30 protein-coding genes are annotated in these 24,952 nt (G+C 42.6%); 23 read left to right on the top strand and 7 right to left on the bottom strand.

Annotated features, from left to right (window positions below; genetic code table 11):
* Positions 1 to 9: 9 nt before the first annotated feature.
* The 13 genes from J7I96_RS04640 (at position 10) to paaX (ending at position 10,456) form a co-directional block, all read left to right on the top strand.
* Positions 10 to 249, top strand: a complete 240-nt coding sequence (locus J7I96_RS04640) for a ferredoxin (RefSeq protein ID WP_214769789.1) — start codon at positions 10 to 12, stop codon at positions 247 to 249.
* A 127-nt stretch (positions 250 to 376) separates the two neighbouring features.
* The gene (paaA, locus tag J7I96_RS04635) at positions 377 to 1,333 is read left to right on the top strand and encodes a 1,2-phenylacetyl-CoA epoxidase subunit PaaA (protein ID WP_214769786.1); all 957 of its coding nucleotides are present in this window, start codon (positions 377 to 379) and stop codon (positions 1,331 to 1,333) included.
* Positions 1,334 to 1,351: 18 nt separating this feature from the next.
* The gene (gene paaB / locus J7I96_RS04630; RefSeq protein ID WP_034314912.1) at positions 1,352 to 1,711 is read left to right on the top strand and encodes a 1,2-phenylacetyl-CoA epoxidase subunit PaaB; all 360 of its coding nucleotides are present in this window, start codon (positions 1,352 to 1,354) and stop codon (positions 1,709 to 1,711) included.
* Positions 1,701 to 2,501, top strand: a complete 801-nt coding sequence (paaC, locus tag J7I96_RS04625; RefSeq protein WP_214769784.1) for a 1,2-phenylacetyl-CoA epoxidase subunit PaaC — start codon at positions 1,701 to 1,703, stop codon at positions 2,499 to 2,501. Before paaB ends, paaC begins: the two co-directional genes overlap by 11 nt.
* Before the next feature lie 24 nt (positions 2,502 to 2,525).
* Positions 2,526 to 3,023 (top strand): 1,2-phenylacetyl-CoA epoxidase subunit PaaD, encoded by a 498-nt coding sequence (paaD, locus tag J7I96_RS04620; protein ID WP_214769781.1) that lies wholly within the window; start codon positions 2,526 to 2,528, stop codon positions 3,021 to 3,023.
* Positions 3,024 to 3,043: 20 nt separating this feature from the next.
* On the top strand, positions 3,044 to 3,349 hold the full coding sequence (locus tag J7I96_RS04615; protein ID WP_034314904.1) for an EthD family reductase: 306 nt from the start codon (positions 3,044 to 3,046) through the stop codon (positions 3,347 to 3,349).
* Positions 3,346 to 4,122, top strand: coding sequence for an enoyl-CoA hydratase/isomerase family protein (locus tag J7I96_RS04610; RefSeq protein WP_214769778.1), 777 nt, complete (start codon positions 3,346 to 3,348; stop codon positions 4,120 to 4,122). Before J7I96_RS04615 ends, J7I96_RS04610 begins: the two co-directional genes overlap by 4 nt.
* A gap of 10 nt (positions 4,123 to 4,132) precedes the next feature.
* Positions 4,133 to 4,906, top strand: coding sequence for an enoyl-CoA hydratase-related protein (locus tag J7I96_RS04605; RefSeq protein ID WP_214769775.1), 774 nt, complete (start codon positions 4,133 to 4,135; stop codon positions 4,904 to 4,906).
* Between the two features lie 23 nt (positions 4,907 to 4,929).
* Entirely contained in the window at positions 4,930 to 6,450 is a 1,521-nt protein-coding gene (locus J7I96_RS04600; RefSeq protein ID WP_214769772.1) for an aldehyde dehydrogenase family protein, read from the top strand.
* A 118-nt stretch (positions 6,451 to 6,568) separates the two neighbouring features.
* Positions 6,569 to 7,441, top strand: a complete 873-nt coding sequence (locus J7I96_RS04595) for a 3-hydroxyacyl-CoA dehydrogenase (protein WP_214769769.1) — start codon at positions 6,569 to 6,571, stop codon at positions 7,439 to 7,441.
* The gene (locus J7I96_RS04590; protein WP_214769766.1) at positions 7,438 to 8,646 is read left to right on the top strand and encodes an acetyl-CoA C-acyltransferase; all 1,209 of its coding nucleotides are present in this window, start codon (positions 7,438 to 7,440) and stop codon (positions 8,644 to 8,646) included. Before J7I96_RS04595 ends, J7I96_RS04590 begins: the two co-directional genes overlap by 4 nt.
* Positions 8,647 to 8,712: 66 nt before the next feature.
* Positions 8,713 to 9,489, top strand: a complete 777-nt coding sequence (locus J7I96_RS04585) for an enoyl-CoA hydratase-related protein (RefSeq protein WP_214769763.1) — start codon at positions 8,713 to 8,715, stop codon at positions 9,487 to 9,489.
* Positions 9,490 to 9,574: 85 nt separating this feature from the next.
* The gene (gene paaX, locus J7I96_RS04580; protein WP_095391064.1) at positions 9,575 to 10,456 is read left to right on the top strand and encodes a phenylacetic acid degradation operon negative regulatory protein PaaX; all 882 of its coding nucleotides are present in this window, start codon (positions 9,575 to 9,577) and stop codon (positions 10,454 to 10,456) included.
* A gap of 65 nt (positions 10,457 to 10,521) precedes the next feature.
* Here paaX and J7I96_RS04575 read toward each other — a convergent pair whose 3' ends face one another.
* Positions 10,522 to 11,034: a gamma carbonic anhydrase family protein gene (locus J7I96_RS04575; RefSeq protein ID WP_214769760.1), complete on the bottom strand. Its 513-nt coding sequence runs from the start codon at positions 11,032 to 11,034 to the stop codon at positions 10,522 to 10,524.
* 81 nt (positions 11,035 to 11,115) lie between these two features.
* On the opposite strand from J7I96_RS04575, the gene J7I96_RS04570 reads away from it, so the two are divergent.
* Together J7I96_RS04570 and J7I96_RS04565 are read left to right on the top strand one after the other, a co-directional pair.
* Entirely contained in the window at positions 11,116 to 12,081 is a 966-nt protein-coding gene (locus J7I96_RS04570; RefSeq protein ID WP_214769757.1) for an NAD(P)H-dependent flavin oxidoreductase, read from the top strand.
* Between the two features lie 346 nt (positions 12,082 to 12,427).
* On the top strand, positions 12,428 to 13,039 hold the full coding sequence (locus J7I96_RS04565; RefSeq protein ID WP_214769754.1) for a DedA family protein: 612 nt from the start codon (positions 12,428 to 12,430) through the stop codon (positions 13,037 to 13,039).
* A gap of 45 nt (positions 13,040 to 13,084) precedes the next feature.
* On the opposite strand, the gene J7I96_RS04560 is transcribed toward J7I96_RS04565, so the two are convergent.
* The gene (locus J7I96_RS04560; protein ID WP_063577172.1) at positions 13,085 to 13,219 is read right to left on the bottom strand and encodes a YjcZ family sporulation protein; all 135 of its coding nucleotides are present in this window, start codon (positions 13,217 to 13,219) and stop codon (positions 13,085 to 13,087) included.
* A gap of 214 nt (positions 13,220 to 13,433) precedes the next feature.
* Here J7I96_RS04560 and J7I96_RS04555 point away from each other — a divergent pair, with 214 nt between their 5' ends.
* From J7I96_RS04555 to J7I96_RS04540, 5 genes are all read left to right on the top strand, one after another.
* Positions 13,434 to 14,177 carry a metallophosphoesterase family protein gene (locus J7I96_RS04555; protein ID WP_214769751.1) on the top strand — a complete coding sequence of 248 codons (744 nt, stop codon included), beginning with the start codon at positions 13,434 to 13,436 and terminating at the stop codon, positions 14,175 to 14,177.
* A 98-nt stretch (positions 14,178 to 14,275) separates the two neighbouring features.
* Positions 14,276 to 14,404, top strand: coding sequence for a hypothetical protein (locus J7I96_RS28335; protein ID WP_255256801.1), 129 nt, complete (start codon positions 14,276 to 14,278; stop codon positions 14,402 to 14,404).
* Positions 14,405 to 14,608: 204 nt separating this feature from the next.
* On the top strand, positions 14,609 to 15,535 hold the full coding sequence (locus J7I96_RS04550) for a cation diffusion facilitator family transporter (protein WP_214769748.1): 927 nt from the start codon (positions 14,609 to 14,611) through the stop codon (positions 15,533 to 15,535).
* A 273-nt stretch (positions 15,536 to 15,808) separates the two neighbouring features.
* Entirely contained in the window at positions 15,809 to 16,498 is a 690-nt protein-coding gene (locus J7I96_RS04545) for a response regulator transcription factor (protein WP_053534009.1), read from the top strand.
* Positions 16,488 to 17,918: a HAMP domain-containing sensor histidine kinase gene (locus J7I96_RS04540; RefSeq protein ID WP_251025164.1), complete on the top strand. Its 1,431-nt coding sequence runs from the start codon at positions 16,488 to 16,490 to the stop codon at positions 17,916 to 17,918. Before J7I96_RS04545 ends, J7I96_RS04540 begins: the two co-directional genes overlap by 11 nt.
* A 54-nt stretch (positions 17,919 to 17,972) precedes the next feature.
* On the opposite strand, the gene spx is transcribed toward J7I96_RS04540, so the two are convergent.
* Positions 17,973 to 18,368 carry a transcriptional regulator Spx gene (spx, locus tag J7I96_RS04535; RefSeq protein WP_034314875.1) on the bottom strand — a complete coding sequence of 132 codons (396 nt, stop codon included), beginning with the start codon at positions 18,366 to 18,368 and terminating at the stop codon, positions 17,973 to 17,975.
* 246 nt (positions 18,369 to 18,614) lie between these two features.
* Here spx and modB point away from each other — a divergent pair, with 246 nt between their 5' ends.
* Positions 18,615 to 19,268 (top strand): molybdate ABC transporter permease subunit, encoded by a 654-nt coding sequence (gene modB / locus J7I96_RS04530; RefSeq protein ID WP_095390974.1) that lies wholly within the window; start codon positions 18,615 to 18,617, stop codon positions 19,266 to 19,268.
* On the opposite strand, the gene J7I96_RS04525 is transcribed toward modB, so the two are convergent.
* A complete protein-coding gene (locus J7I96_RS04525) occupies positions 19,230 to 19,709 on the bottom strand; it encodes a GNAT family N-acetyltransferase (protein WP_214770180.1) in 480 nt (159 codons plus the stop codon). The genes modB and J7I96_RS04525 overlap by 39 nt on opposite strands.
* A gap of 116 nt (positions 19,710 to 19,825) precedes the next feature.
* On the opposite strand from J7I96_RS04525, the gene J7I96_RS04520 reads away from it, so the two are divergent.
* Positions 19,826 to 20,317 carry a hypothetical protein gene (locus tag J7I96_RS04520; RefSeq protein WP_214769740.1) on the top strand — a complete coding sequence of 164 codons (492 nt, stop codon included), beginning with the start codon at positions 19,826 to 19,828 and terminating at the stop codon, positions 20,315 to 20,317.
* A 197-nt stretch (positions 20,318 to 20,514) separates the two neighbouring features.
* Positions 20,515 to 20,712 carry a cold-shock protein gene (locus tag J7I96_RS04515; RefSeq protein WP_028393295.1) on the top strand — a complete coding sequence of 66 codons (198 nt, stop codon included), beginning with the start codon at positions 20,515 to 20,517 and terminating at the stop codon, positions 20,710 to 20,712.
* Between the two features lie 331 nt (positions 20,713 to 21,043).
* Here the strand turns inward: J7I96_RS04515 and J7I96_RS04510 are convergent, their stop codons facing one another.
* From J7I96_RS04510 to J7I96_RS04500, 3 genes are read right to left on the bottom strand one after another with little or no spacing between them, the layout of a single operon-like run.
* Positions 21,044 to 21,463: a flavodoxin domain-containing protein gene (locus J7I96_RS04510; RefSeq protein WP_251029087.1), complete on the bottom strand. Its 420-nt coding sequence runs from the start codon at positions 21,461 to 21,463 to the stop codon at positions 21,044 to 21,046.
* On the bottom strand, positions 21,453 to 22,505 hold the full coding sequence (locus J7I96_RS04505; RefSeq protein WP_214769737.1) for a ribonucleotide-diphosphate reductase subunit beta: 1,053 nt from the start codon (positions 22,503 to 22,505) through the stop codon (positions 21,453 to 21,455). The genes J7I96_RS04510 and J7I96_RS04505 overlap by 11 nt, the downstream gene beginning before the upstream one ends.
* A 45-nt stretch (positions 22,506 to 22,550) precedes the next feature.
* The gene (locus tag J7I96_RS04500; RefSeq protein ID WP_214769733.1) at positions 22,551 to 24,848 is read right to left on the bottom strand and encodes a ribonucleoside-diphosphate reductase subunit alpha; all 2,298 of its coding nucleotides are present in this window, start codon (positions 24,846 to 24,848) and stop codon (positions 22,551 to 22,553) included.
* Positions 24,849 to 24,952 lie beyond the last annotated feature (104 nt).

Genomic DNA, 24,952 nt, shown 5'->3' with positions numbered 1-24,952 from the left:
GAAGGCATCATGGCTAAATATGCAGTTGTGGATCAAGAAACCTGTATTGCATGCGGTGCATGCGGTGCCGCTGCACCGGAAATCTTCGATTACAATGATGAGGGAGTGGCATTTGTCATCCTGGATGAAAATGAAGGAACTGCAGAGGTCCCGGAAGGTTTATTTGATGATCTGGATGATGCGGTGGAGGGTTGTCCGACAGATTCTATCAAGGTGGAAACTTCGCCCTTTAAAGTTTTAGTGGATTAAAAAATTCAAAGAAACCCAGAAATTTTCCTTTTATTTTTAAAAAAGACAGAATAGTCTTGCATTAAGTATAACGGTAAAATATAATAACGTTATATTAACGTTACATTATAAAAAAGAGGTGATTTGGATGAACGTTCTTTTAAATGATATGGCAGGAGAAGAAAAGCTAAATCAATTCATTGCCAGAATCGAAGCGGGAGAAAAGATAGAGGCGGATGATTGGATGCCTGAAGAATACCGGGGCACTTTAATCAAATTAATATCGATGCATGGAATCAGTGAAATCATGGGGGCGCTTCCAGAAAAGGAATGGGTACCTAAAGCCCCGACTTTAAATAGGAAACTTGGAATCATGGCAAAGGTACAGGATGAAATGGGGCATGGGCAATTATTGCTTCGCGTCGCCGAAGATTTGCTAAAGCCTTACAGTAAAAAACGGGATGACCTCATGCAAGATTTGTTTAAAGGAGATTTAAAGTTTCATAATGTCTTCCATATGGAAGCCAAATCCTGGGGCGATGCTGGATTGATTGGCTGGTTGGTTGATGGTGCAGCCATCATTTCCCAGACGAACATGCTTGGCGCCTCATACGGGCCTTATGCCCGGGCATTACAGAGGATTTGCGCGGAAGAAGTTTTTCACGCCCAGCATGGTGAAGCGATAATCATGGCTTTGGCTGAAGGGACGGAAGAACAAAGGAAATTGGTTCAAGACTCCATCAATTATTGGTGGGAATCCTTGTTACTCTTCTTTGGACCTCCGAGTAAGAAAGAAGTGGGCTCATCCAAACAGGATATAACGATTAAGTACAAAATCAGAACCAGTACGAATGAAGAACTTCGGCAAGCTTTTTTTTCCAAATATGTGAAGCGGATCCTTTCACTCGGCTTCAGCATTCCGGATAAAACGCTTAGGTTTGACAAAGCATCTGAAACCTGGATTTACCAACAACCCGATTGGGGGAAATTGAAGGTGTTCGCAAGGAATGAAGGTCCCCGTTCGCAGGATCGCTTAAGTCTTCGAAGAAATTCTTATGAAAAAAATAAATGGGTACGCGAGGCATTGGCGCCAAAGGTCATTTAAGGGAAGGGGAAGGACGCTATGGAAACTAGACAAGGAAATTACTTTGAAGAATTTGAAGTATTCAGCCGTAAAACGCAATCATCACCCGTTCAATACCACTTCAGCCTGCTCGCCCCGAATGAGGATATCGCCATCATGATGGCACAAGAAAACTTCATGAGACGTGAAGCGGTTGATGATATCTGGGTCGTGAAAAGACGGAATATACGGAAAATGACGGCCGAGGAAAAGAAAACGCTTCAACGTATCGATAATAAAGACTACAGGACCACAAAAGGGTACGGGTATTTAAAGAAAAAATGGCGGAAGTATGAGCAGGGAATGCTAGATGAAAAAGAGATAATGTCTTGGGCTGGAGGCGTGAAAAATGAAGAATGAATCATTGAAGGACTTCGCAATCAAGGAATTGCTGTTTCAACTGGCGGACGATGACTTCATCCATTCATACCGTGGAGCAGAATGGTTGGGACTCGCACCGCATATCGAAGAAGATGTTGCATCCGCCTCGATATCCCAAGACACGATGGGGCATGCAGCCATATATTATAAATTACTTGAAGAACTCGGTGAAGGAGATGCGGATAAGCTGGCTCACGACCGTCCCGCCAAGGAACGGCGCAATGCGATCATTCTCGAATTGGTCAATGGTCCTGGCCACTATATGAAAGACCCGGATTATGATTGGGCGTTTGCGGTAGTGCGGAATTATTTTTATACCCAAGCCAAAGCGATTAAGGTTCAATCCCTTCATTCATGTTCATATGAACCGCTTGCCGAGGTGGCACAAAAGGTACAGATGGAACTTTACTATCATTTGATGCACTGGAAAACCTGGTTCGTCCAATTGCTGGGATCTGGTCACGAAGAAGCGGTTTCGAGAATGAAAGCGGCAATTGAGAAAACAATGCCGGATTTCGCCGGCGTATTTTCACTTGGACAATATGGAGAAGAAATGGTGGAGCTCGGCTTGATAGAGGGCGAAGCTGACTTACAGAAAAAATGGATTGAGGCTATCATACCAATTTTTGAAAGTGTCGGCTTGGCAACAACTATTGAAATGGGCATGGCAAGAGGTGATGGCCGTAATGGCCAGCATACGGAAGATTTGGAAAAGGCGCTAAAAACGTTAAGTGAAGTATACGCAACAGATAAAGCAGCTTCATGGTAATTCAATAGAAAGGGGAGGGGTACCATGTCGACCGTACAGTTAAACACAAAAGAAATCTATAAGCTCCTGGAAGACGTTAAAGATCCCGAAATCGATACAGTAAGTATTCTGGATTTAGGGATGGTTGAAGACGTGACGGTTTCGGGCCAGGACGTCTCGGTAAAAATGCTGCCAACTTTTCTAGGGTGCCCGGCATTGTCGATCATTCAAAAAAATGTGGAAACAGCCCTTAAACAGCTGCCTGCCGTAAAAAATGTAAGTGTGGAATTTTTACGTTCCCCTTCCTGGACATCCGATCGAATTACGGAAAAGGGGAAAGCTGGATTGAAGGTTTTCGGAATCTCCCCTCCTCCTCGACAAATGAAAAGTGATGGATCATGGCATGTGGATTGCCCATATTGTGAATCGACATATGTAACGATGGAAAATATCTTCGGCCCTACTGCCTGCCGCAGCATTTTATATTGTAAAGCATGTAAAAATCCGTTCGAAGCGATGAAACCGATGATAAAAATAATCTAATATAATGGAGGTTTTATAAAATGGTAAAGTTAATCGCCCTATACAAACAACCTGAAAACAAGGAAGAGTTCGATGAGCACTATTTCAATGTACATGGCCCGATAACGGAAAAAATTCCTGGTCTTCAAAAAATGGAGGTCACTAAAATTGTAGGGACCCCAATGGGCAAAGACTCTGAGTATTATATCCTTTGTGAAATGTATTATGAAGACCATGATGCATTGCAACAAGGAATGCGTTCCCCGGAAGGAAAAGCATCAGGGAAAGACCTAATGGGCTTTGCCGGGAAACTTGTAACGATGATGATCGGTGAAGAAATAAAATGAATGCGCTTCAATTCATCGAAACGTCAATCGCGGATGGCATTGGTTATATCTCTTTAAATCGGCCGAAGCAACTGAATGCCCTTAACAGGAAAATGGTAAGGGAAATAGTTTCAACCATGGAAGAATTCGACCGGGACCCGCAAGTGAAGGTGATCTTGCTATCGGGCAATGGAAAAGCATTTTCAGCTGGAGCTGATATTGACGAGATGGTGAACGACAATCCGATCAGCATGGAGTTAACGAACCAATTTGCCGATTGGGACCGAATAAGCCTAGTCAAGAAGCCTGTGATTGGTGCGGTGAAAAGTTTTGTATTCGGCGGTGGTTTTGAACTTGCTTTATCCTGTGATTTCCTGATTGCCGCCAGCGATACCCAATTTTCCTTCCCGGAAGTGACACTAGGGGTCATGCCTGGTGCGGGGGGAACCCAAAGGTTGACGAAATTGGTAGGCAAGACAAAGGCACTTGAATGGATGTTGACGGCTGAAAGGATAAAGGCAAAGACAGCGCTGCAATATGGTTTCATTAATAAGATCGTGGCACCTGAATTGTTAATGGAAGAAACGGTTGATTTTGCTAGAAAGATAGCAAAGCAACCCCCGTTAGCTGTAAGGCTGATCAAAGAATCAGTCAATAAGGCCGTTGATTACACCTTATATGAGGGCATGCAATTTGAACGGAAGAACTTTTATATCCTTTTCGCATCTGAGGACCAAAAAGAAGGAATGAAAGCATTTGTTGAAAAAAGAGAGCCGGATTTTACAGGCGGATAAGGGGTGCTCTATGTACGAAACCATCAAATATAGGGTTGAAAATGGAGTGGCATGGCTTACTTTGAACCGTCCTGATAAACTAAATGCCTTTACGTCCCAAATGAATAAGGAAATACAGAAAGCGATCAAAAAATCCGCGGGGGCAGATGAAGTGCGGGCCATTATCATTACTGGGGAAGGCAGGGCATTTTGTTCGGGGCAGGATTTATCGGATGTTGATGAGGGCATGAATTTAGGCCAGAAGCTGCGCGAAGATTACGGTCCGATGATGGAGCAAATGGCAAACTGTGAAAAACCGATCATTGCAGGAGTCAATGGAGTGGCTGCAGGTGCTGGCTTCAGCCTGGCGCTGGCATGCGATTTTCGGCTTGTATCTGAAAAAGCCAGTTTTTTAAATGCCTTTGTCAATATCGGATTGATTCCTGATTCGGGGAATCTGTATTACCTTTCGCGAATCGTTGGTCATGCGAAAGCCCTTGAATTATCTTTATTGGGGGAAAAGGTTACGGCTAGCGAGGCGGAAAATATCGGGCTAGCTACAAAAGTGGTCGGTGTGGATGAATGGAACGAGCATTTGAAAGCCTTTGCAGAGAATATCGCAAACAAACCAACAAAGGCAATCGGATTAATCAAAAGATACTTAGAGGCGTCCTATCATCTTTCACTGGAAGAATACTTAAAAGAAGAAGCGGAGGGTCAGCGCATTGCTGGCTTAACGAAGGATTATGCAGAAGGTGTGGCGGCATTCACTGAAAAAAGGAAAGCTCAATTCATAGGCAAGTAATATAGAAAAGGGAGTGGGATTACATGGTTAGAGTACAAGAGGCGGCATTTGAAAAAGCGGAAATGAAGCGTGATTATTATCATCTGATCATTAATGGGGAAAGAGTGGAAAGCTCTGATGGTTCCACAATTGATGCGTATAACCCTGCGACTGGTGAAATCATTGCCAAGGTTGCAAAGGCGACCAAGGAAGATGCAGAAAAGGCTGTTCAAGCTGCACGTGAAGCATTTGATAACGGGAAATGGAAGAGGACTCCGATTAATAAACGGTCTCGTGTTTTGAACAAAATTGCAGCGATCATGCGTTCACGATTTAATGAATTGGTTGAATTGGAAGTCCTGAACAGCGGCAAATCCATTTCTGCAGCGCAAGGCCAAGTCATGCAGGCAATTGAAGATTTCGAGTTTTATGCAGGCGCTTTAGTTGCACACCGCGGATCCGTGAATAATGTGCCTGGTCAATTCCATAACTATACGGAAAAAGAGCCAGTAGGCGTTTGTGCTCAAATCATCCCTTGGAATTACCCTTTGATGATGGCAGCATGGAAAATCGCACCTGCAATCGCAGTCGGCTGTTCAGTAATCGTTAAGCCAGCCTCGTTAACGCCACTGACGGCCATTGTTTTAGGGGAAATCTGTTTAGAAGCAGGTGTTCCTTCAGGCGTGGTCAATATCATTCCAGGTCCTGGATCAGACGTAGGGAATTATCTTGTTCAGCATCCGAAAGTGAATAAGGTGGCCTTCACGGGTTCTACTCCAATCGGCAGAGATCTTATGGGCAAGGCTTCACAGACATTAAAAAGGGTCACATTGGAGCTTGGCGGTAAGTCCCCTAATATTGTTTTTGAAGATGCAGACCTTGAAGCAGCCATCGATGGATCATTATATGGAATTTTCTATAATACTGGGCAGTCTTGCGAAGCTAGATCCCGTTTATACGTTCACGAAGACATATACGATGAGTTCGTTGCCAGATTCGTAGAAAAGACGAAAAAATTGAAATTGGGCAATCCGCTCGACAAAGAAACACACATCGGTGCAGTCATAGATCAAGGGCAATTGGATGTCATCGACAATTATGTCCAATCTGCCATTACAGATGGAGCGAAGATCCTGACAGGCGGAAAGCCAGCGGTCATTGAAGGCTTCGAAAACGGTTATTGGTATGAGCCGACGGTCATAACGAATGTCAATCATGAAATGGATGTAGTGAAAGAGGAAATATTCGGGCCGGTCGTTGTCATAATGAAATTCAAAGATGAAAAAGAAGCTGTGAGGCTCGCGAATGATACGGAATTCGGTTTGGGTTCAGCTCTATGGACAAAAGATGGCGGGCGTGCGACTAGAGTGGCCAATCAAATAGAAGCGGGAATCGTCATGGTGAATTGCCCATTCTCCGCATTTCCAGGAACACCTTTCGGAGGGTATAAACAATCAGGATTTGGCCGGGAACTATGTATTGAGACACTTGATCTTTATACAGAAACGAAAAGCATCATTTCCTATCATGGAAGCCGTCCCTTAAATCCCTTTGGAATTCAATAAAACAAAAAAATAGACGGCTGGCTGAACGGTATGTCGGAAAAGTAATTCAGGTATGGTTGAATGCTGATCTGATTCATCCGCAGTCAGCCCTATTTATTTTTGAAGGAGGAATGAACGAATGATTAGAAATCTAGTGATTGTCGGATCTGGTGTCATGGGCAGGGGAATAGCTTATGTAGGAGCAACCGGAGGCTTTAATGTAGTGCTTGTGGATGTGAATCAGGATGCTTTGGAAAGTGCCAGAAAAGAGATCGACTCCATTTTTGAAAAGGGTTTGCGCTACCAAAAAATTACCGAGGAAGAAGCGGCAGCTGCAAAAAGCAGATTTACCTATTCTGCCAATCTGAAAGAATCAGCAGCATATGCCGACTTGATCATAGAGGCAGTTCCGGAAAAGGCGGAAATCAAGAGGGCAGTCTTCGAAACGATTGAAGTCCATGCAAAAGAAGATTGTTACTTTGCAACCAATACTTCCACGATGAGTCCGACGGAAATTGGTTCTTATGGAAAGCGTCCCGAAAAAACGATTGCCATGCATTTTTTCAATCCTGTACAAAAAATGCCGCTCGTTGAAATTGTACGTGGTCTTGAAACAAGTGATGAAACGGCAGCCGTAATAAAAGAGGTAGCCGAAAAAATGGGGAAAGAGACCGTGGTCATAAATGAATTCCCTGGGTTTGTTACAAGCAGGATCAGCTGTTTGGTAGGAAATGAAGCGTTTTTTATGCTTCAAGAAGGCTTAGGAACACCAGAAGAAATCGATAAGGCAATAAAGTTAGGACTGAATTACCCAATGGGACCATTCGAACTAGGTGATTTGGTGGGATTGGATGCCCGTTTGAATAATTTAAAATATTTACATAGTAAACTGGGTGAGAAATACCGCCCGGCTCCCCTCCTTGAACAGTATGTTAAAGCTGGCAGGCTAGGCCGTAAGTCTGGTAAGGGTGTGTACGATTATACAAAAGATGGCGAGTTGGTGAGGAAATGAAGGATGTTGTGATCATTGATGCTGTGAGAACACCAATCGGAAGATATAAAGGCGCATTGAAAAGCGTTCGCCCGGATGACCTCGGCGCAATTGTAATCAAGGCGCTGATAGATCGTAATCCAGAGCTGCCGCCAAATCAAATTGAGGATGTCATCTTCGGGAATGCAAATCAAGCGGGAGAGGATAATCGCGATGTGGCCCGGATGTCCGCCCTTCTAGCTGGTCTTCCCGTAAACGTAGGCGGAACGACAATAAATCGTTTATGCGGATCCGGATTGGATGCCGTCATGTATGCAGCACGCTCCATTGCTGTAGGTGAAGGCGATATTTATATCGCAGGGGGTACTGAAAGCATGACAAGGGCGCCGTACGTCATGGCCAAACCTGAGAGTGAATTTCCGCGGGGTTCAATGGAACTTCAGGATACAACGATCGGGTGGCGTTTCACGAATGAGAAACTTAAAGAAATGTATGGTGCGGATTCCATGCCTCAAACGGCTGAAAACGTCGCCCAGCGTTTTTCTGTTTCAAGGGAGGACCAAGATCAATTCGCTTATCAAAGCCAGCAAAGGGCGAAAAATGCAGTGGAAAATGAGCGTTTCATTAATGAAATCGTACCTGTTCGATATACGGATCGAAAAGGGAATGAGGTCATTTTCGATAAAGATGAACACCCTCGTCCTGACACGACCATCGAAAAGCTGGAAAAACTCAAACCGATCTTTAAAGGCGGCACTGTAACGGCCGGTAATGCTTCAGGTGTAAATGATGGAGCCTCGGCATTGCTTTTGATGAGTGCAGAAAAAGCACGGGAGCTTGGATTGAAGCCACTGGCCAAATATGTTGTAGGGGCTGTAGCGGGCTTGGAACCATCCATTATGGGCCTTGGTCCGATTCATGCCACTAAAAAAGCATTGGAGAGGGCGAGTTTGACGATTGGTGACATCGGGCTGGTGGAATTGAATGAAGCATTCGCTTCCCAATCCTTGGAGTGCATCCGGCAGTTGAAATTGGATCAGGAGAAAGTGAATGTCAACGGAGGGGCAATAGCGTTTGGTCATCCGCTCGGTGCAAGCGGGGCTCGTATTTTAACAACCCTCGTCCACGAAATGAAAAAGCGGAAAGTGCGCTATGGCCTTGCGACGATGTGTGTAGGCGTCGGCCAAGGCATATCTGCCATTATAGAAAATATTGAAAAAGAATGATTATGCGTATGGCCCTTATTAATTTTATCTGCATAAGGGTCATTTTTTCAAAAGGGGAGGAGACTCATGTCCAAGGTTATTTATAAAGTGATAAATCAAATCGGCTATATAACAGTTAATCGGCCCGACGTATTGAACTGCTTCGACTATGAGACACTTTGTGAACTGCAGGAAGTCATCGATGCCGTTTATTATGACGATGATATCCGTGTCGTCATTTTCACCGGTGCAGGGGAAAAAGCATTCAGCGCGGGAGCGGATTTGAAAGAAAGAAAGTCTTTGAATGATGCGGAAGTAAGAAGGAACGTTAAAGCGATTCGTGATGTTTTTAATAGTATCGCAGGGCTTCCGCAGCCGACAATGGCTGCCGTCAATGGATATGCATTGGGGGGAGGATTTGAATGGCTGCTTTCATGTGATTTTGCAATTGCTGCGGAAGGTGTTTCTTTGGGGCTCACTGAAACTAGCTGGGCCATTATTCCGGGAGCAGGCGGGACACAGCGGCTGCCGAGATTGATTGGGGAAATGAAGGCGAAGGAATTGATCTTCACCGCAAAAAAATTGACTGCGGAAGAAGCATGTCAATTAGGGATCCTTTTGAAGGTCGTACCAAGGGATCGTCTAATGTCAGCCTGTGAGGAATTGGCAGCCAATATCATGAAGAATGGGCCGATTGCAGTCAAACAAGCCAAATATGCGATTGACCAAGGAATGAATACGGACTTGCAAACGGGAATGGCCATAGAAGGAAAAGCCTATGAATTGACCATTCCGACTCAAGATAGATCGGAAGCGCTCCTGGCATTCAGTGAACGGAGAAAAGCGCGATTTACTGGTAAATAATATTGCGCTTTCATTTTAAAAAGATATAATAATTATTATGTCTTCCGTGTGAAAATAGTAACAATGTTAGGGCGAGGTGAGAAAGATAGGTACTAATACACAATCCATGATTTTTACGATATACGGCGATTATATCCGTAATTATGGAAGTAAAATCTGGATAGGCAGTTTAATTCGTTTGTTAAAGGAATTCGGCCATAATGAGCAGGGCGTTCGTGTAGCCGTTTCACGAATGGTCAAGCAAGGGTGGATTCAGTCAGAGAAGCAGGGAAATAAAAGCTATTATTTTTTGACTGATCGCGGTGTGCAGAGAATGGATGAAGCGGCCAATCGCATATATAAGATGAAACCGAATGAATGGGATGGTAAATGGCGAATCTTAATGTACACGATCCCTGAAGATAAGCGGCAATTACGGGATGATCTCCGCAAAGAATTATTATGGAGCGGGTTTGGCAGTTTTTCAAGTGGTTGCTGGATTTCCCCCAATGATTTGGAGAAGCAAATCAATCGCTTGATCGAGAAATATGACATAGATGAATATGTTGATTTTTTCATCTCGGAGTACAAAGGTCCAAAAGAAAACCAATCGCTTGTAGAGAAAAGCTGGCAATTAGAAGAGATTGAAAATAAATATGAAGAATTCATCGAGAAATACAGTAAACAATTCATCGTTCATCAAAGCATCATTAGCAGGGGCGAAATGTCCGATGCAGATTGTTTTGTGGAACGAACGAACTTGGTGCATGAATACCGTAAGTTTTTATTCATTGATCCGGGCCTGCCAAAGGAACTTCTGCCTTCTAAGTGGAATGGGAATCATGCTGCTCTTTTATTTAGCCAGTACTATCAAGTCTTGGCTGAACCAGCAAGCCGTTTCTTTGAAAGTGTATTTCAGGAAAACAATGATTTATGCCGGAAAGATGAAACCTATGATGCAAAGGACCATCCACTTATCATTAAGTGAAAAAGAGCTTCAGCCAATCGTTTGTGACGACTGGCCGAAGCTCTTTTCAAAATTCATTGCAATAATTAATCAAGTATCCCTTTGAAGTCTTTCCCCTTTTGAACATACGTATCGATGGAAAGTTGGATCAATTCAAGATCTTTATCATTCAATCGGCGAACCACTTTCCCGGGGGAACCGATGACCAATGAACGTGGAGGTATGATTTTGCCAGAGGAAATCAATGTGTTCGCTCCGACGATGCACTCTTCGCCGATCTCTACATTATCCAATATCGTGGAACCCATACCAATAATGGATCGTTTGCCTATTTTACAACCATGCAGGATGACATTGTGCCCAACCGTCACTTCATCTTCAATGACAACCGGGCATCCTTCAAATAAATGAATGGTGGAGTTATCTTGAATACTGCATTTTTCTCCTATTGTAATTGAATCTTCATCACCGCGCAGTACCGCATTGAACCATATGGTCGAGTCTTTCCCAATCGAAATATCACCGATTAAATGAGCACCAGGTGCCACGAAAACGCTATCATCAATGGATGGTTTTTTATTATTGTACGGAATAATCATAGTCTCGCTCCTTTTTTAAAAAGTCAGAATTGTTTTTCTAATGAATATAGTATAACATTAAATGGACTGGGAGGGATGAAAGTGAAATATATTTGTGAACTTTTTGAGATAAAATATCCAATTATTCAAGGCGGCATGGGGAATATAAGCAATGCAAGTCTTGCGGCTGCAGTATCCAATGCAGGGGGCCTGGGAACAATAGGGTGCGGTACCATGACTCCTGAACAGGTAGAAGCCATCATTCTCGAGACCAAAGATAAAACCAATAACAATTTTGCGTTGAACATTCCAATAAACGTTAGTCCATATACAGATGAGTTAGTGAATCTTGTCCTGAAGCATGATATCCCTGTAGTTTCCTTATCTGCAGGAAATCCAGCCCCTTTCATTCCCCTATTGCAAAAAAAGAATATAAAAGTGATTGCCATCGTTGCGTCGGTCAAGCACGCACAAAAAGCGCAAGATGCAGGGGCAGATGTGTTGGTCGCAGAAGGGTTTGAAGCTGCCGGCATCAACTCGAACCTGGAAATGACGACGTTTACACTCATTCCGCAAATCAGCAAGCATGTGACGCTTCCCGTTTTGGCCGCTGGCGGAATAGGCAATGGGCAGGGGTTGGCAGCTGCATTGATGCTGGGGGCTTCAGGCGTCCAATTGGGAACCAGGCTGATCGCTACACAAGAAGCACCGTTCCATCCGTCATATAAGCAGAAACTAATCGAAGCGATGGGCAATGATACGGTAATTTTGGGCAGATCATTTGGACAGGTCAGAAGGGTATTGAAGGACCCATATACCGAGAAAGTGCTGGATTTGGAGAAACAGGGACTGTCTCCCATGAATTATCGTGAAATGACCTCTGAAGTCCATCATATTAATGGAGCGATGAACGGGGATGTTACAAATGGTTTTATGAATAGCGGCCAGGTTGCCGGATTGATTGACGATATACCCACAGTAAAGGAATTACTTGATGGCATGATGAAAGATGCGAAAAAACAAATGGAGGATGGATTGAGCAGGCTCTCTGCCCCTTTTATGATTTGAGAACTAAGGATACCGATCTTGTCATGTGTACATCTCTACCCATTTAGGGGCTATTCACTTGGTTAACTATATCGAATGCTTGAGGTCAATTCGTCCTCAAGTTTTTTTCGTTTCGGGGCCATCTGATATTCTATTATCGTTCTTCTTATAAGCATAGTTCTGTAGTAAATAGCCCGATAACAAAATATGGACTCCATAAGAACATTGTTTTAGGAAAACATTATGGAAAAACGCGGGTTAACTTGTGATACAATGGAAAATGTGCTTTTTGACATCATGGGTGCCCGGATTCATTTTGGAGCACCCCTTTTTATATGTAATAAAAGTTAGAAAAGGGGAAACCTCAATGGAAACTTTAATAATGGATATGATTGAAGCGTTTAAATCTTTATCTTATTTCGGTGTTTTGCTAGCTTTGACTTTTGAATTCATTCCCGCTGAAATAGTTTTGCCACTGGCAGGATACTGGGTTTATCAAGGTGATATGAATTTATACTTGACTATCCTTGCCGGTTCGCTTGGTGGGGTAACGGGACCGTTGACGCTTTATGCCTTAGGCAAGTATGGCGGGAGGCCGCTTGTATTAAAGTTCGGAAAATACTTTTTGATCAAAGATGAGCAGTTGAACAAAGCTGACCGCTTCTTTGAAAGGTATGGTGGGGGGATTGCCTTCATTGGACGGTTTGTACCAGGCGTTCGTACCGCCGTGTCGCTGCCATGCGGAATATTGAAAATGAATATTTGGAAATTCATATTATATACCTATATGGCGATGCTTCCTGTTACAAGCGTTTATGTTTATTTAGGGTTTAAGTTAGGATCCAGATGGGAGCAGGCGGGAGCCATCTTTTCACAATATGCGAATTTCTTGCTTATCCCCATTGCACTTATAGTCATTTGGTTCATTATGAAGACTCGAAAACAAAAGCAAAGAGAAAAAATAAAAGTCAATCCATAACAAAAAAGGCGCCATGATCAGGCGCCTTTTTGATTTATGTCATTATTAGCAGCATCCGCCAAATCCGCCGCCGAATCCCCAACTGCATCCAATGATGATCAGCAAGATGAATAATACGATCAGCAATGCGAATCCGTTATCGAAACCGCCGCCACAACATTCGTTACCATTTCCACCCATTTGATTTCCTCCTCATATATATTATGAATTACATACCTAGCAAAACATCTTTACCGGGAATACTTCATACTATGTATTCTAGGCCGAAGTGTTTGCTTATTCATAAAAAATGGGCGTGGGCAAACCAAGGGATTAAGCCCGAATATTTTTTTGATTTCGTTTTGAATGTTATAATATACCATGTGGATTGTGGAGAAGGGAGCTGAATTAAGTCATGAAAGTTGCCATTATAACGGATGTGCATGGTAATGCTTCAGCGTTAAAAGCCGTCCTTAGGGATATTGATCAAAGGGAAGAAATAGATCGTCTCTATTGTCTGGGAGATATGGTTGGGATTGGCCCGGATACAAATGAAGTCCTTGAACTTTTATTTTCAAGAAATGATTTATCGATGATAACTGGAAATCATGATGAAGCTGTCCTGGCCATCATAAACGGGGAGCCGCATCCGGACGGACATATTCATGTTAAGGAGCATCATGAATGGATAGCTGAAAGGATGCATCTGAAATTCATAAATGAATTGGAAAAATTGCCTCGAACCATACATCATATCATTAATGATCACTCCGTTTACTTCACCCATTATCACATGGAATCGAAGAAATTGGATGAGCACATAAGCCAAAATCCGTATAGTAAAATCGTTGAACCGAGTTTAAATAACTTGGAACTGCTTTTCAAAGATCAGCAACACGATTTAATAGGATTCGGACATCATCATCCTATCCACCTTTATAAAAATGACCGAACGATATACCTGAACCCTGGTTCTCTTGGCTGTAATGGTGAACCAGTTGCTCCTTATGCCATTGTTTCAATTGAAAATGGGGGTATTCAGGTAAAGCTTGAAAAAGTCACCTATGATAATACATCGTTCCTGTCATCGTACCAAAGCTTACAAGTTCCAGAGCATGAATTCATTATACGTGCCTTCCATGGCGGACAGCAGGCCTAAGACGTTTATAAAAGATGAAGTTTGGGGAAATGTTGAGCATAAAGGTACATGCCTGCGGATACGCTAATAGGCAAACATCATGAAGCTGGAGGTAGGTCATGAAGGAAAATGAACAGGTAATTCAAGAGCAGGAAGAGATGGAACGGCATAGCCTTGTCTGCAATGATGAATTGTTTAATAAGGATCTGTATGCCATTGTCGATGATACGATGCAAGAGGAAAAATAAAAGGGGAAAACGCTGCAGGAAATGTCTGTAGCGTTTATTTTTACTTTGAATTGGTTGAAGTCCGATTTTTACTTTTCGTAAAAACTCACTTCCTACCCGTTTCCGCTCTTTTTGCAGCCGGTGAATCCCGGAAGTGAATCATTTGAAACCATTCTGGATTTATCCCATACTATATATAAGTTTCAAATCGAGAGGAGGGATGGCATGGGACATCATCATGGTCACTCCCATGATCATGGGCACGGACACCACCACCATTCTAACAATAAAAAAGCATTGTTGGCATCTTTCTTATTAATCTCCACATTTATGATAGTCGAGGTCATTGGGGGATTCTTGACAAATAGTCTGGCTTTACTGTCGGATGCAGGTCACATGCTTAGCGATGCGGCAGCATTAGGACTTAGTTATACAGCAATCAGGTTGGGGGAAAGGAAAGCGACATCGTCCAAATCGTTTGGATATAAACGGTTTGAGATCATTGCTGCTTGCTTGAATGGATTGACATTGATCGTCATATCCGTATTCATTTTCTTTGAGGCAATTAAGAGGTTCCTGGATCCTCCTGAGGTTCAAAGCATGGGAATGCTAATGATTTCAATCATAGGCTTACTTGTTAATGTCATTGCCGCCTGGATTTTAATGAGCGGAGATAAGGAAGACAATCTGAATGTGCGAAGTGCTTTTTTACATGTCATTGGTGATATGATTGGATCTGTGGGTGCCATTGCGGCCGCACTCTTGATTTATTTTTTCGATTGGGGAATTGCAGATCCGATCGCGAGCGTCATAGTCGCGATTTTAATTATTATCAGCGGTTTTAGGGTAGTGAGGGATTCTTTCCATATCTTGATGGAGGGCACACCAGACCAAGTCGATATGGATGAAGTGAAAGCATCCTTGGTGGAATTGGACGGTGTATCCGATGTCCATGATCTTCATATCTGGACGATCACCTCTGGTTTTTTGACAATGAGCTGCCATGTTGTCATAGGTAAGGACGGTAATCACGATTCAGTTTTAGCAGAAGCGCAAAAACTACTTCATGATCAGTTTGGAATTGAACATAGCACGATCCAAGTGGAAAGGCAGGAAGCAGGCTGTCCCAATCCACACGAGACATGTAATTGAAAAGGGCTGGCTCGGCTTAGAGCCAGCCTCTTTAGAGTGTAATGAGGAGCTCATGGTTTTTCTGTATGATTTTTACGATCATGTAGTGGCATTCCTGTTAAAATGAATCGAGATCACTTACACAAGTTACTAAGTGAAAACACCGGTTAATTTTACTGCGAACATAATCCTGACACATAAAAAGGGTAAAATTGAGGGAAAAGTCTTGGTGTTTTTTAATAGTTAGCATATACAAAATAATTCCACTATAATTCAGGAAGGAGGAATCCATATATGAAGAAAATTCTTGTAGTAGAAGATGAAATTGCCATATCGATGGTATTAAAAGCATATTTGGAGCGGGAAGGTTTTGATGTAGTCCAAGTTTACGATGGGCTAAAGGCCATTCCAGTGTTTGAAGAAACGAAGCCAGACCTTGTCTTGCTGGATGTCATGCTGCCGGGTAAGGAAGGCTGGGATATATTGAAGGAAATTCGTGAGGACGATACATGTCCGGTTATCATGTTGACTGCACTGACAGATGTCGATTATAGATTATCGGGATTTAAGTCAGGTGCGGATGATTACATCTCCAAACCCTTCGTTGCTGAAGAAGTCGTGGCCCGGGTTCATGCCGTTTTAAGAAGATCATCATCGGTTGTTACGGAAGATGGTCATGTACACGAGTTTGGGAGTTTAACCATCGATGATCTATCATATATGGTGCATTTGAATGGGGAAGAGATAAACTTGACGCCGCGTGATTTGTCTCTTCTCGTTTTTTTCGCTAAGCACCCTAATCAAATTTTTACGAGGGAACAGCTGCTCGACCAGGTGTGGGGCATGGATTATGACGGCAGTGACCGGGCGGTGGACCTGGCGATCAAACGAATCAGGAAGGCGATAGATGCATGGCCGGTAACTGAGGGGGAAATAAAAACATTGCGTGGATTGGGGTATCAATTGAGTGTCTATGAAAACTAAAAAAAGAACCACTTTACAACGCTATTGGACAAAGAGATACGTATTGACCTTGATTTCCGGTTTGATATTATTGTCTGTTTTTTCATTATGGTGGATGGAAAAAACGGCTTTGGAATATAGGCTCAGCCTTCTAAAGTACTTAGCGGATGAAACATCCGATCGGGCGATAAAGGAAAATGGCCAGATTGTCGTTGGCCCGATCCTTTCGGAAATTGTCGAGGAACGGGAGAAAATCCTCCATCTGAATCAACAGCCAATCATCTATATCGTCGATCCCGATGCCACCATCATATATACGATGCCACAGTTGTATATCGATCCGGATGAAAATAAACTCCCGGACGTCATCATGAAAAATACGGAGTTGGTCCAAAAGGTCAAGATTTCCGACAATAAAGTATATGTAGTCAAATCCCCCATTACGTTCAATGATGAGACGAGAGGCTGGGTGGTCATTGCCCAGGAAGAAGGGGCATTGAAGGAAATCAACCAAGATCATGGCTTGTTGGCTATCATGATTGGGGGACTTCTGATTCTCGGAACGGGCGTCATTTATTTTCTTTCCAGGCAGATTTCGCGCCCCATCCAAGACGTAGCTAACGCCGCGGTCCAGGTTCGTGAAGGCAACTATGATATCCATTTTAAAGAGGAAGAGGAAATCAAGGAAGAAGAAATCTATGAACTGATAGAATCATTTAAGGAAATGACAAATCGATTGAAGGTCATGGAGAAGTTGCGGGCGGAATTGCTCGCGGGCGTAACCCATGATTTGAAAACGCCAGTCACTTCCATTAGCGGACTTATACAAGCGGTGAAAGATGATGTCGTCAAGGGAGAGCAAAGTAAGGAATTCCTCGATATTTCCTTAAAGGAAACCAAGCGTTTACAAGGTATGATAGAGGATTTACTCAACTATAATGCCATTTCGGCAGGCGCTTTTAAAATCCGGGTGCAAAAAGAGAATATCAATATATTCATCAAGGAAATCGCCTATCGCTGGCAGGTGACACAAGATGATGATCAAGCGTTCGCATTTGAGATAAAAGTTCCTGATGAACCGGTCTTTGGTCAAATTGATTCTTTGCGGATGCAGCAAATCGTCATTAACCTTTTGAATAATGCCAGACATGCACTTGACGGCAAAGGGAAAATAGCGATTAATCTTTATGAAAAGGATGAAGAACGAATCTGCATTGATGTTCTGGACAGCGGGCGGGGGATTCCCAAGCATGAACAGCAATATGTGTTCGAACCATTTTATCGAGGCGAAAACAAAAAGTTGAAGGTACGCGGTTTAGGTTTGGGACTGCCATTCAGTAAGATGCTCGCAAAAGCGCAAAAGGGAGATCTTGTGCTTAAGGATAGCAATGAACAAGGCACCATCTTCACGATAGTCATAGAAAAAGCGGATCAAATATAAAAGAGGGTTGTCCTGTTAATGGACAACCCTCTTATTATGCAGAATGCTAACTAATCAAGCTAATTGGCTGATTGCCCGCCATAATTGTACATGACGGACCTTCCTTGGAAGGAAGCGTCCCATTTCCTCTTCGTTATATCCTGCATGCAAGTTCTTATGGTCGAAAATGATTGGCCGGCGAAGTAAATCCGGGTTATCTTGAATAAGCTTGCAAAGATCATTAAGAGGTGTATTATTTATATCGATATTCAGGCTTTTGAATTTTTTGGAACGGGTTGAGATGATTTCATCTGTCCCGCCTTCCGTTTTACGTAAAATCTCTTTTATTTCTTCTATAGAAAGAGGTTGGGAATATAGGTTACGTTCATTAAAGGAAATTTCGTTCTTTTTAAGCCAAGCTTTTGCTTTACGACAGGCTAAGCTGCTTGGAGTAGTATAAATTGTTACCATTAAAATCGACTCCTTCAAAGTTTTCAAGTTTATTGGAATGAAATTATTTTTATATTTGTGATACTCTTACTTTAACGTTTCTTTGTGTCAGCAAGATGTCAAGAAAAATAAACTTAAATGTTATTTAAAAGGAAAGGGAGAAAATGAAATGAAATCTGCCTTTAATGAAGAAGATACGGTTTGGGTAATGATACCGAATAAGGACCTGCATATGCCGATATTTAATAGTGGTGTGAGAGAAGTATCATGACAGGGGATTTTTGGTCACCAGTCAGGCTATCGATACAAGTAGCGGGACTAGCGGGTATCCTTGTTTTCATTTTAGGAATTTTCCTGGCGCGAATGATGGCTAAAAAGCAATTCAGAGGTAGAGTCTTACTGGAAACAGCGTTTTTATTGCCGCTTGTTTTGCCGCCGTCCGTTGTTGGGTTTTTATTGATCGTGATTTTTGGCAAGAATGGAATGCCGGGACAATTCATTGAAAGGGTTTTTGACCAGCCCCTGATGTTCACGTGGTGGGCTGCGGTCATTGCATCTACCGTGGTAGCTTTTCCGCTAATGTACCAATCCGCTAAAACGGGCTTTGAAGGTATAGATGAAGAAATTGAAAATGCAGCTAGGGTTGACGGGGCCGGCGAGTGGAGGTTATTCCTGTTTGTAACCCTCCCATTGGCGGTCAAATCGATCGTCACAGGTGCCATCTTAAGTTCTGCCCGTGCGTTGGGGGAATTCGGGGCCACACTCATGTTTGCCGGAAACATTCCCGGACAGACACAAACCATACCGACCGCAATTTATATCGCCATGGACTCCGGGAATATGACATTGGCCTGGCTATGGGTTGCCGTAATCATTGTCATTTCATTCATTATGCTTTTTATCGTGACATACATAAAATGAATGCTGTTTTTCGTATATGCTTATGGATAGGCGAGGTGCGGATTCTACGTCCTCTTTATGGGTGAATCCGTTTTTTTCGTAAAGGTTTCGTGCAGGCAGGTTCATTTTACCGGTCGAGACGGATATCTTTTCCCAGTCGACGTGTAATTGAAGAGCATGCAACAATGCGTCCGCAATACCCTGCCGAAAATAATCAGGATGGACGACCATTCGGCAAATCAGCATTTGGCCATTCTCTTTTGTATAAGATATGGCACCAGCTAAGGCATCACCCTTTAAATAGCATAAAAACGTTTCATGGCAATGAATGAATTGTTCATATGTTTCCAATAGAGGAGGTATATCGGCAAAACCGATCATTTCCGCTTCCACCTTATAGGCTTCTTTCTGCAGTTTAAATAGCTGCTTGCCATAGACTGATTCCAGGTCCCGAATTTTCATGATCAAATCCCATCACTCCTTTTCATTACATTATAATGGAAAAGGGATATTATTGTTTCTAATGAGTCTGTGTTATAATCGACAAACAATATGAACTAATGAAATGAGGAAGAAATTTGTTAACATTTGAAGAAAAATTGAGCATCATTGAAACTTTTCCGGAATTACAGAGAAAAGACGTTTCATTGGGACGTGTGAACTTCCATTATCCAGATAGCGTCCAGGAGAAAAAGATCGTCGTTCAGCACTTGCATCCCAATGGAAATGGGTTCGTTTACGCAGGGCATATGAGAAAAAAAGACACTGACCGTAAAGGGTTTATCAATATACGTGACTATAATGAAGCGGAATTAAAAAAATTGATCCAAAGAAGCGTGGACTACCTATCTGAACCTCCGGCTGAAATCGAAGAAGAGGAAAACGAGTTCGCTAGGTTGGAGGGGGCATGGATTGGCCCTGAAAAGCAAGAGCTTACACTTCAAAAGGAAGACCTGCTTTGGAATGTTTATTCAGGGTCGAATCTTGAGGAATGTTTCGAAAGTCCGGTTGAGGCGGAGCGCTACTTATTGGACGAAGGCTTCCGACAAAGCAAGAAGAGGAATATGTAGAATTTTAGGATAATTTGTCGGTTGATTTACGGCGATAATCTTGTTTTTTTAGGATTTTCCATGATATAATATGAGTAATTATTTTTGTTCGGAAAAGTTTGATAGAAGGATTTACTGTAATAGGATTCCTCTTGAAACATTATCCAGAACCAAAAATAGTAATAAAATGGATTTTTCCAAACACAGGAGGAACTATCATGGTACAAGGTAAAGTAAAATGGTTTAACGCAGAAAAAGGTTTCGGTTTCATCGAAGTTGAAGGCCAAGACGATGTATTCGTACATTTCTCAGCTATCCAAGGAGAAGGCTTCAAAACGCTTGAAGAAGGCCAAGAAGTTTCTTTCGAAATCGAGCAAGGCGCTCGTGGACCACAAGCTGCTAACGTTCAAAAATAATTGAACGCATATAAAAAAAAGACTCCGATTTTGGAGTCTTTTTATTTTGCTTTTATTTCGGCGATTTCCTTTAATGCTTTGTCCAATTTTTCTTCGATCCGTTTAGAGCGATTAAAATGTCCTGACAGGAAAAACACGATGAATATAATGAATACTACAAGCACTAGCATAAAAAGGATAGGAAGGAACTGGGTTATATTTTTTATTCATTGGATATCATCTCCTTTTTTCTTCCATTATACTTCATGCTTACCAGTTGCTATGATTGAGGGAGCCGAGTTTAAAAAAAAACACTGAAAGGGGATATGCGAAAACGCATATCCCCTTTCAGTCAGTTCTGGAATAGCGAGGCAAACTTTTGAAGTCTATGCAGGTCTGATTCTTGATACATCTGTTCTATCTTCAATGTCACCAATAACTGGCTCTTGGCAAATAACATGTCCCGGAAATGATCGACCGCCCCGCAAAAATGATTATAGTTGGTTTCGCCAGTGCCGAAGACTCCCGTTTTCAGGCGAACAATAGGCAACTGTTCCAGTTCATTATAAAAGGCAGCTGATTTAGCGGGAAGCTCCCCATTGCCCCATGTATAGGTGCCGACGATCAATGCATCGTAATCCGGCAATGTACGTAAATCGAATTCATTCATTCGATATAGGAAGGCCTCAGGCAAAAGGGCAGCGAGGGCTTCAGCAAGCGCTTTTGTATTGCCGCCGGCAGAATGATAGACAATGGCGATTTTACAGCTCATCGAACCCATTGCTGGCATTTACTTGACTGTAAGTCCTTGACTTCTGTTCGAAGAAATCGGTTTTAGTAAGGCCGATGGATTCATCATCGAACGTTTTGATCCAAGGCATCGGGTTCTCGCCATACTCTTTATACAAATTTTCAAGGCCTAGCATACGTAACCTTTTGTTGGCGATATATTCAATGTACTCATCGAATTCTTCCAAATCGAGATCGGCTTTCGTTTGGATATCTTCGAGCATGTATTCAGACCATTCCTTTTCGAGTTCGACTGCTTTTTCAATCGTTGTATAGATGAACTTCGTGTTATCTTCATTATTTAACTCAGGATATTCATACATCAAGATTTGAATGAGCATGCCAATGAAATCGAAATGGACCATTTCATCGCGATGAATATAGGATATCATCGTAGCGGAACCGGTCATAAGATTTTGGCGTCCCAGATTATAATAAAAGGCGAAAGCCAGATAGAAATAAATCCCTTCAAGGTTCGTTGAATGAATCAGTGCCTCGAATAAATGCTGAGGGCTGGGATCGTCCACGAACGTTTGATAAGCATCAACTATCGGCTGGTTACGCTTAATCACTTCAGGATGTTCTTTGATGCGGTCGAAAAGCTGTTTTTGCTTGCCTACCGGAATCAAGGAAGCAAGGATATAGGAATAAGACTCATTATGTATCGATTCCTGCTGGGCCATGTTGGCCAGGATAGCTTTTGCCGCCGGATCTTTGATGTACCGAAGGATCTCTACTAAAGTGGGCGTTTGAAGACTGTCCATTCCGGCAATCATCGTAAGGATATCGAGAAAAGCGTCCTGGATATCTTCATCCAATTCGCCCCACTGCTTTTTATCCTGAATCATGTTCACGCTCGAAGGCTTCCAAAAGTTATTGAGGAGCTGTGTATAGGTATCATAGAATTTTTCATACTGTATATCGTTCCAAAGGAGGAAGCCTGAAGCTTCTCCTTTGAAAACACCGGTTGCCTTGGTTGGATGCGTCGGTTCGAGCATCCGAATTTTTTTTATATGATTGGTCATTAGTGAAAACTCCTTTAAGAATAGATTACTGGGTCATGATTGACGTTAACTTGAACAGCTTTCGCAGGCATTGTCATATTCGGAAGACGTCGAACGAACATAATACGTTGATTTCAACCCGCTTTCCCATGCCGTTAAATGGATATCCAATAGGACCTTCGCTTTGATTGTATTGTGTACATACAGATTAAAGCTGATTGCTTGGTCAATATGGCGTTGGCGGGCTGCATTTTGCCTGATGCTTTCCAGTTGATCCAAATTGAATCGCGTCTTTTTATAATATTCATACGTATTTGGCGTCAAGCCTGGTGCGGTCACCTTGAATTTGAAGTTTTTCTTTTCTTCGTAAAATTCAATTTCATACAAAGGATCGATTCCATCCGTGGAATTACCGATTTTGGCTGTCGATGAATTGGGGGCAATCGCCATTAAATAGCCATTACGGGTACCGTGCTCCTGCACGTCTGCTTTTAAATCCAGCCATTTTTGATCTGTATACTCACGCAGTTCGAAATAGTCCCCTGTATGCCAATCAGAACCTTCAAAATATGGGTAAGACCCTTTTTCCTTGGCCAATTCGTTGGATGCCTTGATAGTTAAGTAAGCGATTTTTTCGTATAAAGCATCTGCATAGTGAACAGCCTCATCGGATTCCCAATAAATATTCTGTATGGCAAGTAAATGATGCCATCCAAACGTTCCTAAACCAATTGCCCGGTACCGTTTGTTCGAGATGGATGCTTGTTTGACAGGAAGATTATTCACATCAATGACATTGTCCAGCATACGGATCTGAATGGGAATCAATCTTTCCAGAACATCGCTGCCCACCGCCCGTGGCAAGTTAATGGATGAAAGGTTGCAGACAACGAAATCCCCGCTTTTACGAACCACAACAACATCTCCATCTTCTGTTTCATATTCATCCGTGATCGTCGAAGGGCTTAGGTTTTGGGCAATCTCCGTGCAAAGGTTAGAACAATATATCATACCTTTATGTTTATTCGGATTCTTCCGATTCACTTCATCGCGGTAGAACATATACGGTACGCCTTCTTCTAATTGAGAAATCATGATGCTTTTCATGATGTCCATCGCATTGATTTTTTCAAAGCTATAGTTTGGAAGCGTGCCATTTTCCGCGGCCTCGACAGCAAGTGCATAATGATTCCTGAAGCTTCCTTCGCCTTTCTTTTCGTCATAAAGATCTTCAAGTGAAAATCCAAGGGTTTGCTTAACGGTATGCGGATCGAAAAGATACCATTCTTTTCTGTCGCGTACAGCCTCCATGAATAAATCCGGTATGCATACACCTGTAAAAATATCATGTGCTTTTAATCTGTCATCCCCGTTTTGAGTCTTCAAATCTAGGAAGCTCATGATATCTTTATGCCAGGCATCCAAGTAAATCGCGATGGCACCTTTACGTTGACCCAATTGATCGACACTTACTGCTGTCTGGTTGAATAGTCGAATCCAGGGAGTCGTGCCGGAACTGTTTCCAGAGAAACCGCGGATATCGGAACCAAGCGAGCGAACCTTACCGACGTAAAGACCGACACCGCCGCCGAATTTAGATACTTTTGCGGCATCGTAGTTTGATAGGTAAATTCCGTCAATGGAATCTTCAATTGCGTCGATAAAGCAGGAGCTTAACTGTCCATGTGTTTTACCTGCATTGGAGAGTGTAGGAGTCGCAACGGTCATATAAAGGTTGGACATGGCCCAGTATGCTTCTTTTATCAGTTGCAGGCGGTGCTCCGTTTTTTCCATTCGCATGATTTCCATCGCGATGATCATGAAACGTTCTTGCGGCAGTTCGAAGACCTTGTCCTTTTTTGGGCGGGCCAGATAGCGGTCATTCAATAAGTAGATGCCTATGTAAGAGAATAATTTATCTTTTTCCGGGTCGATCACCGATCCCAATTCCTCAATTTCCGCTTTTGTATATGAAGATAGCAGTTCTGGTTTATAAATGGGATAACGCTGACCTTCCGATAGCTGGGAGAGTTCTGTGATCAGCTCATAGAATGGGCCATAACTCTTGCCTTCATAACCTCGATTGGCTTGTGCATCCCTATACATTGTATTCAACAGTTCTGCTGCAGCAACGAAAGTCCAATCCGGAGCATCGATATCCACACCTTCAAGAGCGAGCTGAATCAATTTTTTTGATGCCTGTTCTTCGGTTGAGTCACTTTTGCGATCAAGCCATTTTGTAAAACGCCTTTTGAACTTTTCCATATCGAGACGGCCTTCGAATTCCTTCGATAACGTCTCAAGCTGGATGGATTTCGCTTCTGTGTCATTTTCACTTATGGTAGAGTTATATGTTTGAGTCATTAATAATCCTCCTTGTTAACTTCCGCTAAAATAAAAAAACCGCCCAAAGAATTGAGCGGATCAAACGATAGAATAAAAGAGCCATGAAAAAATAGCCGTTATAC

It is taken from the genome of Bacillus sp. ISL-78, assembly GCF_018613455.1.
In the GTDB taxonomy this organism is placed as follows: domain Bacteria; phylum Bacillota; class Bacilli; order Bacillales; family DSM-1321; genus Peribacillus; species Peribacillus frigoritolerans.
This window is presented reverse-complemented; position numbering and strand designations above follow the sequence as displayed.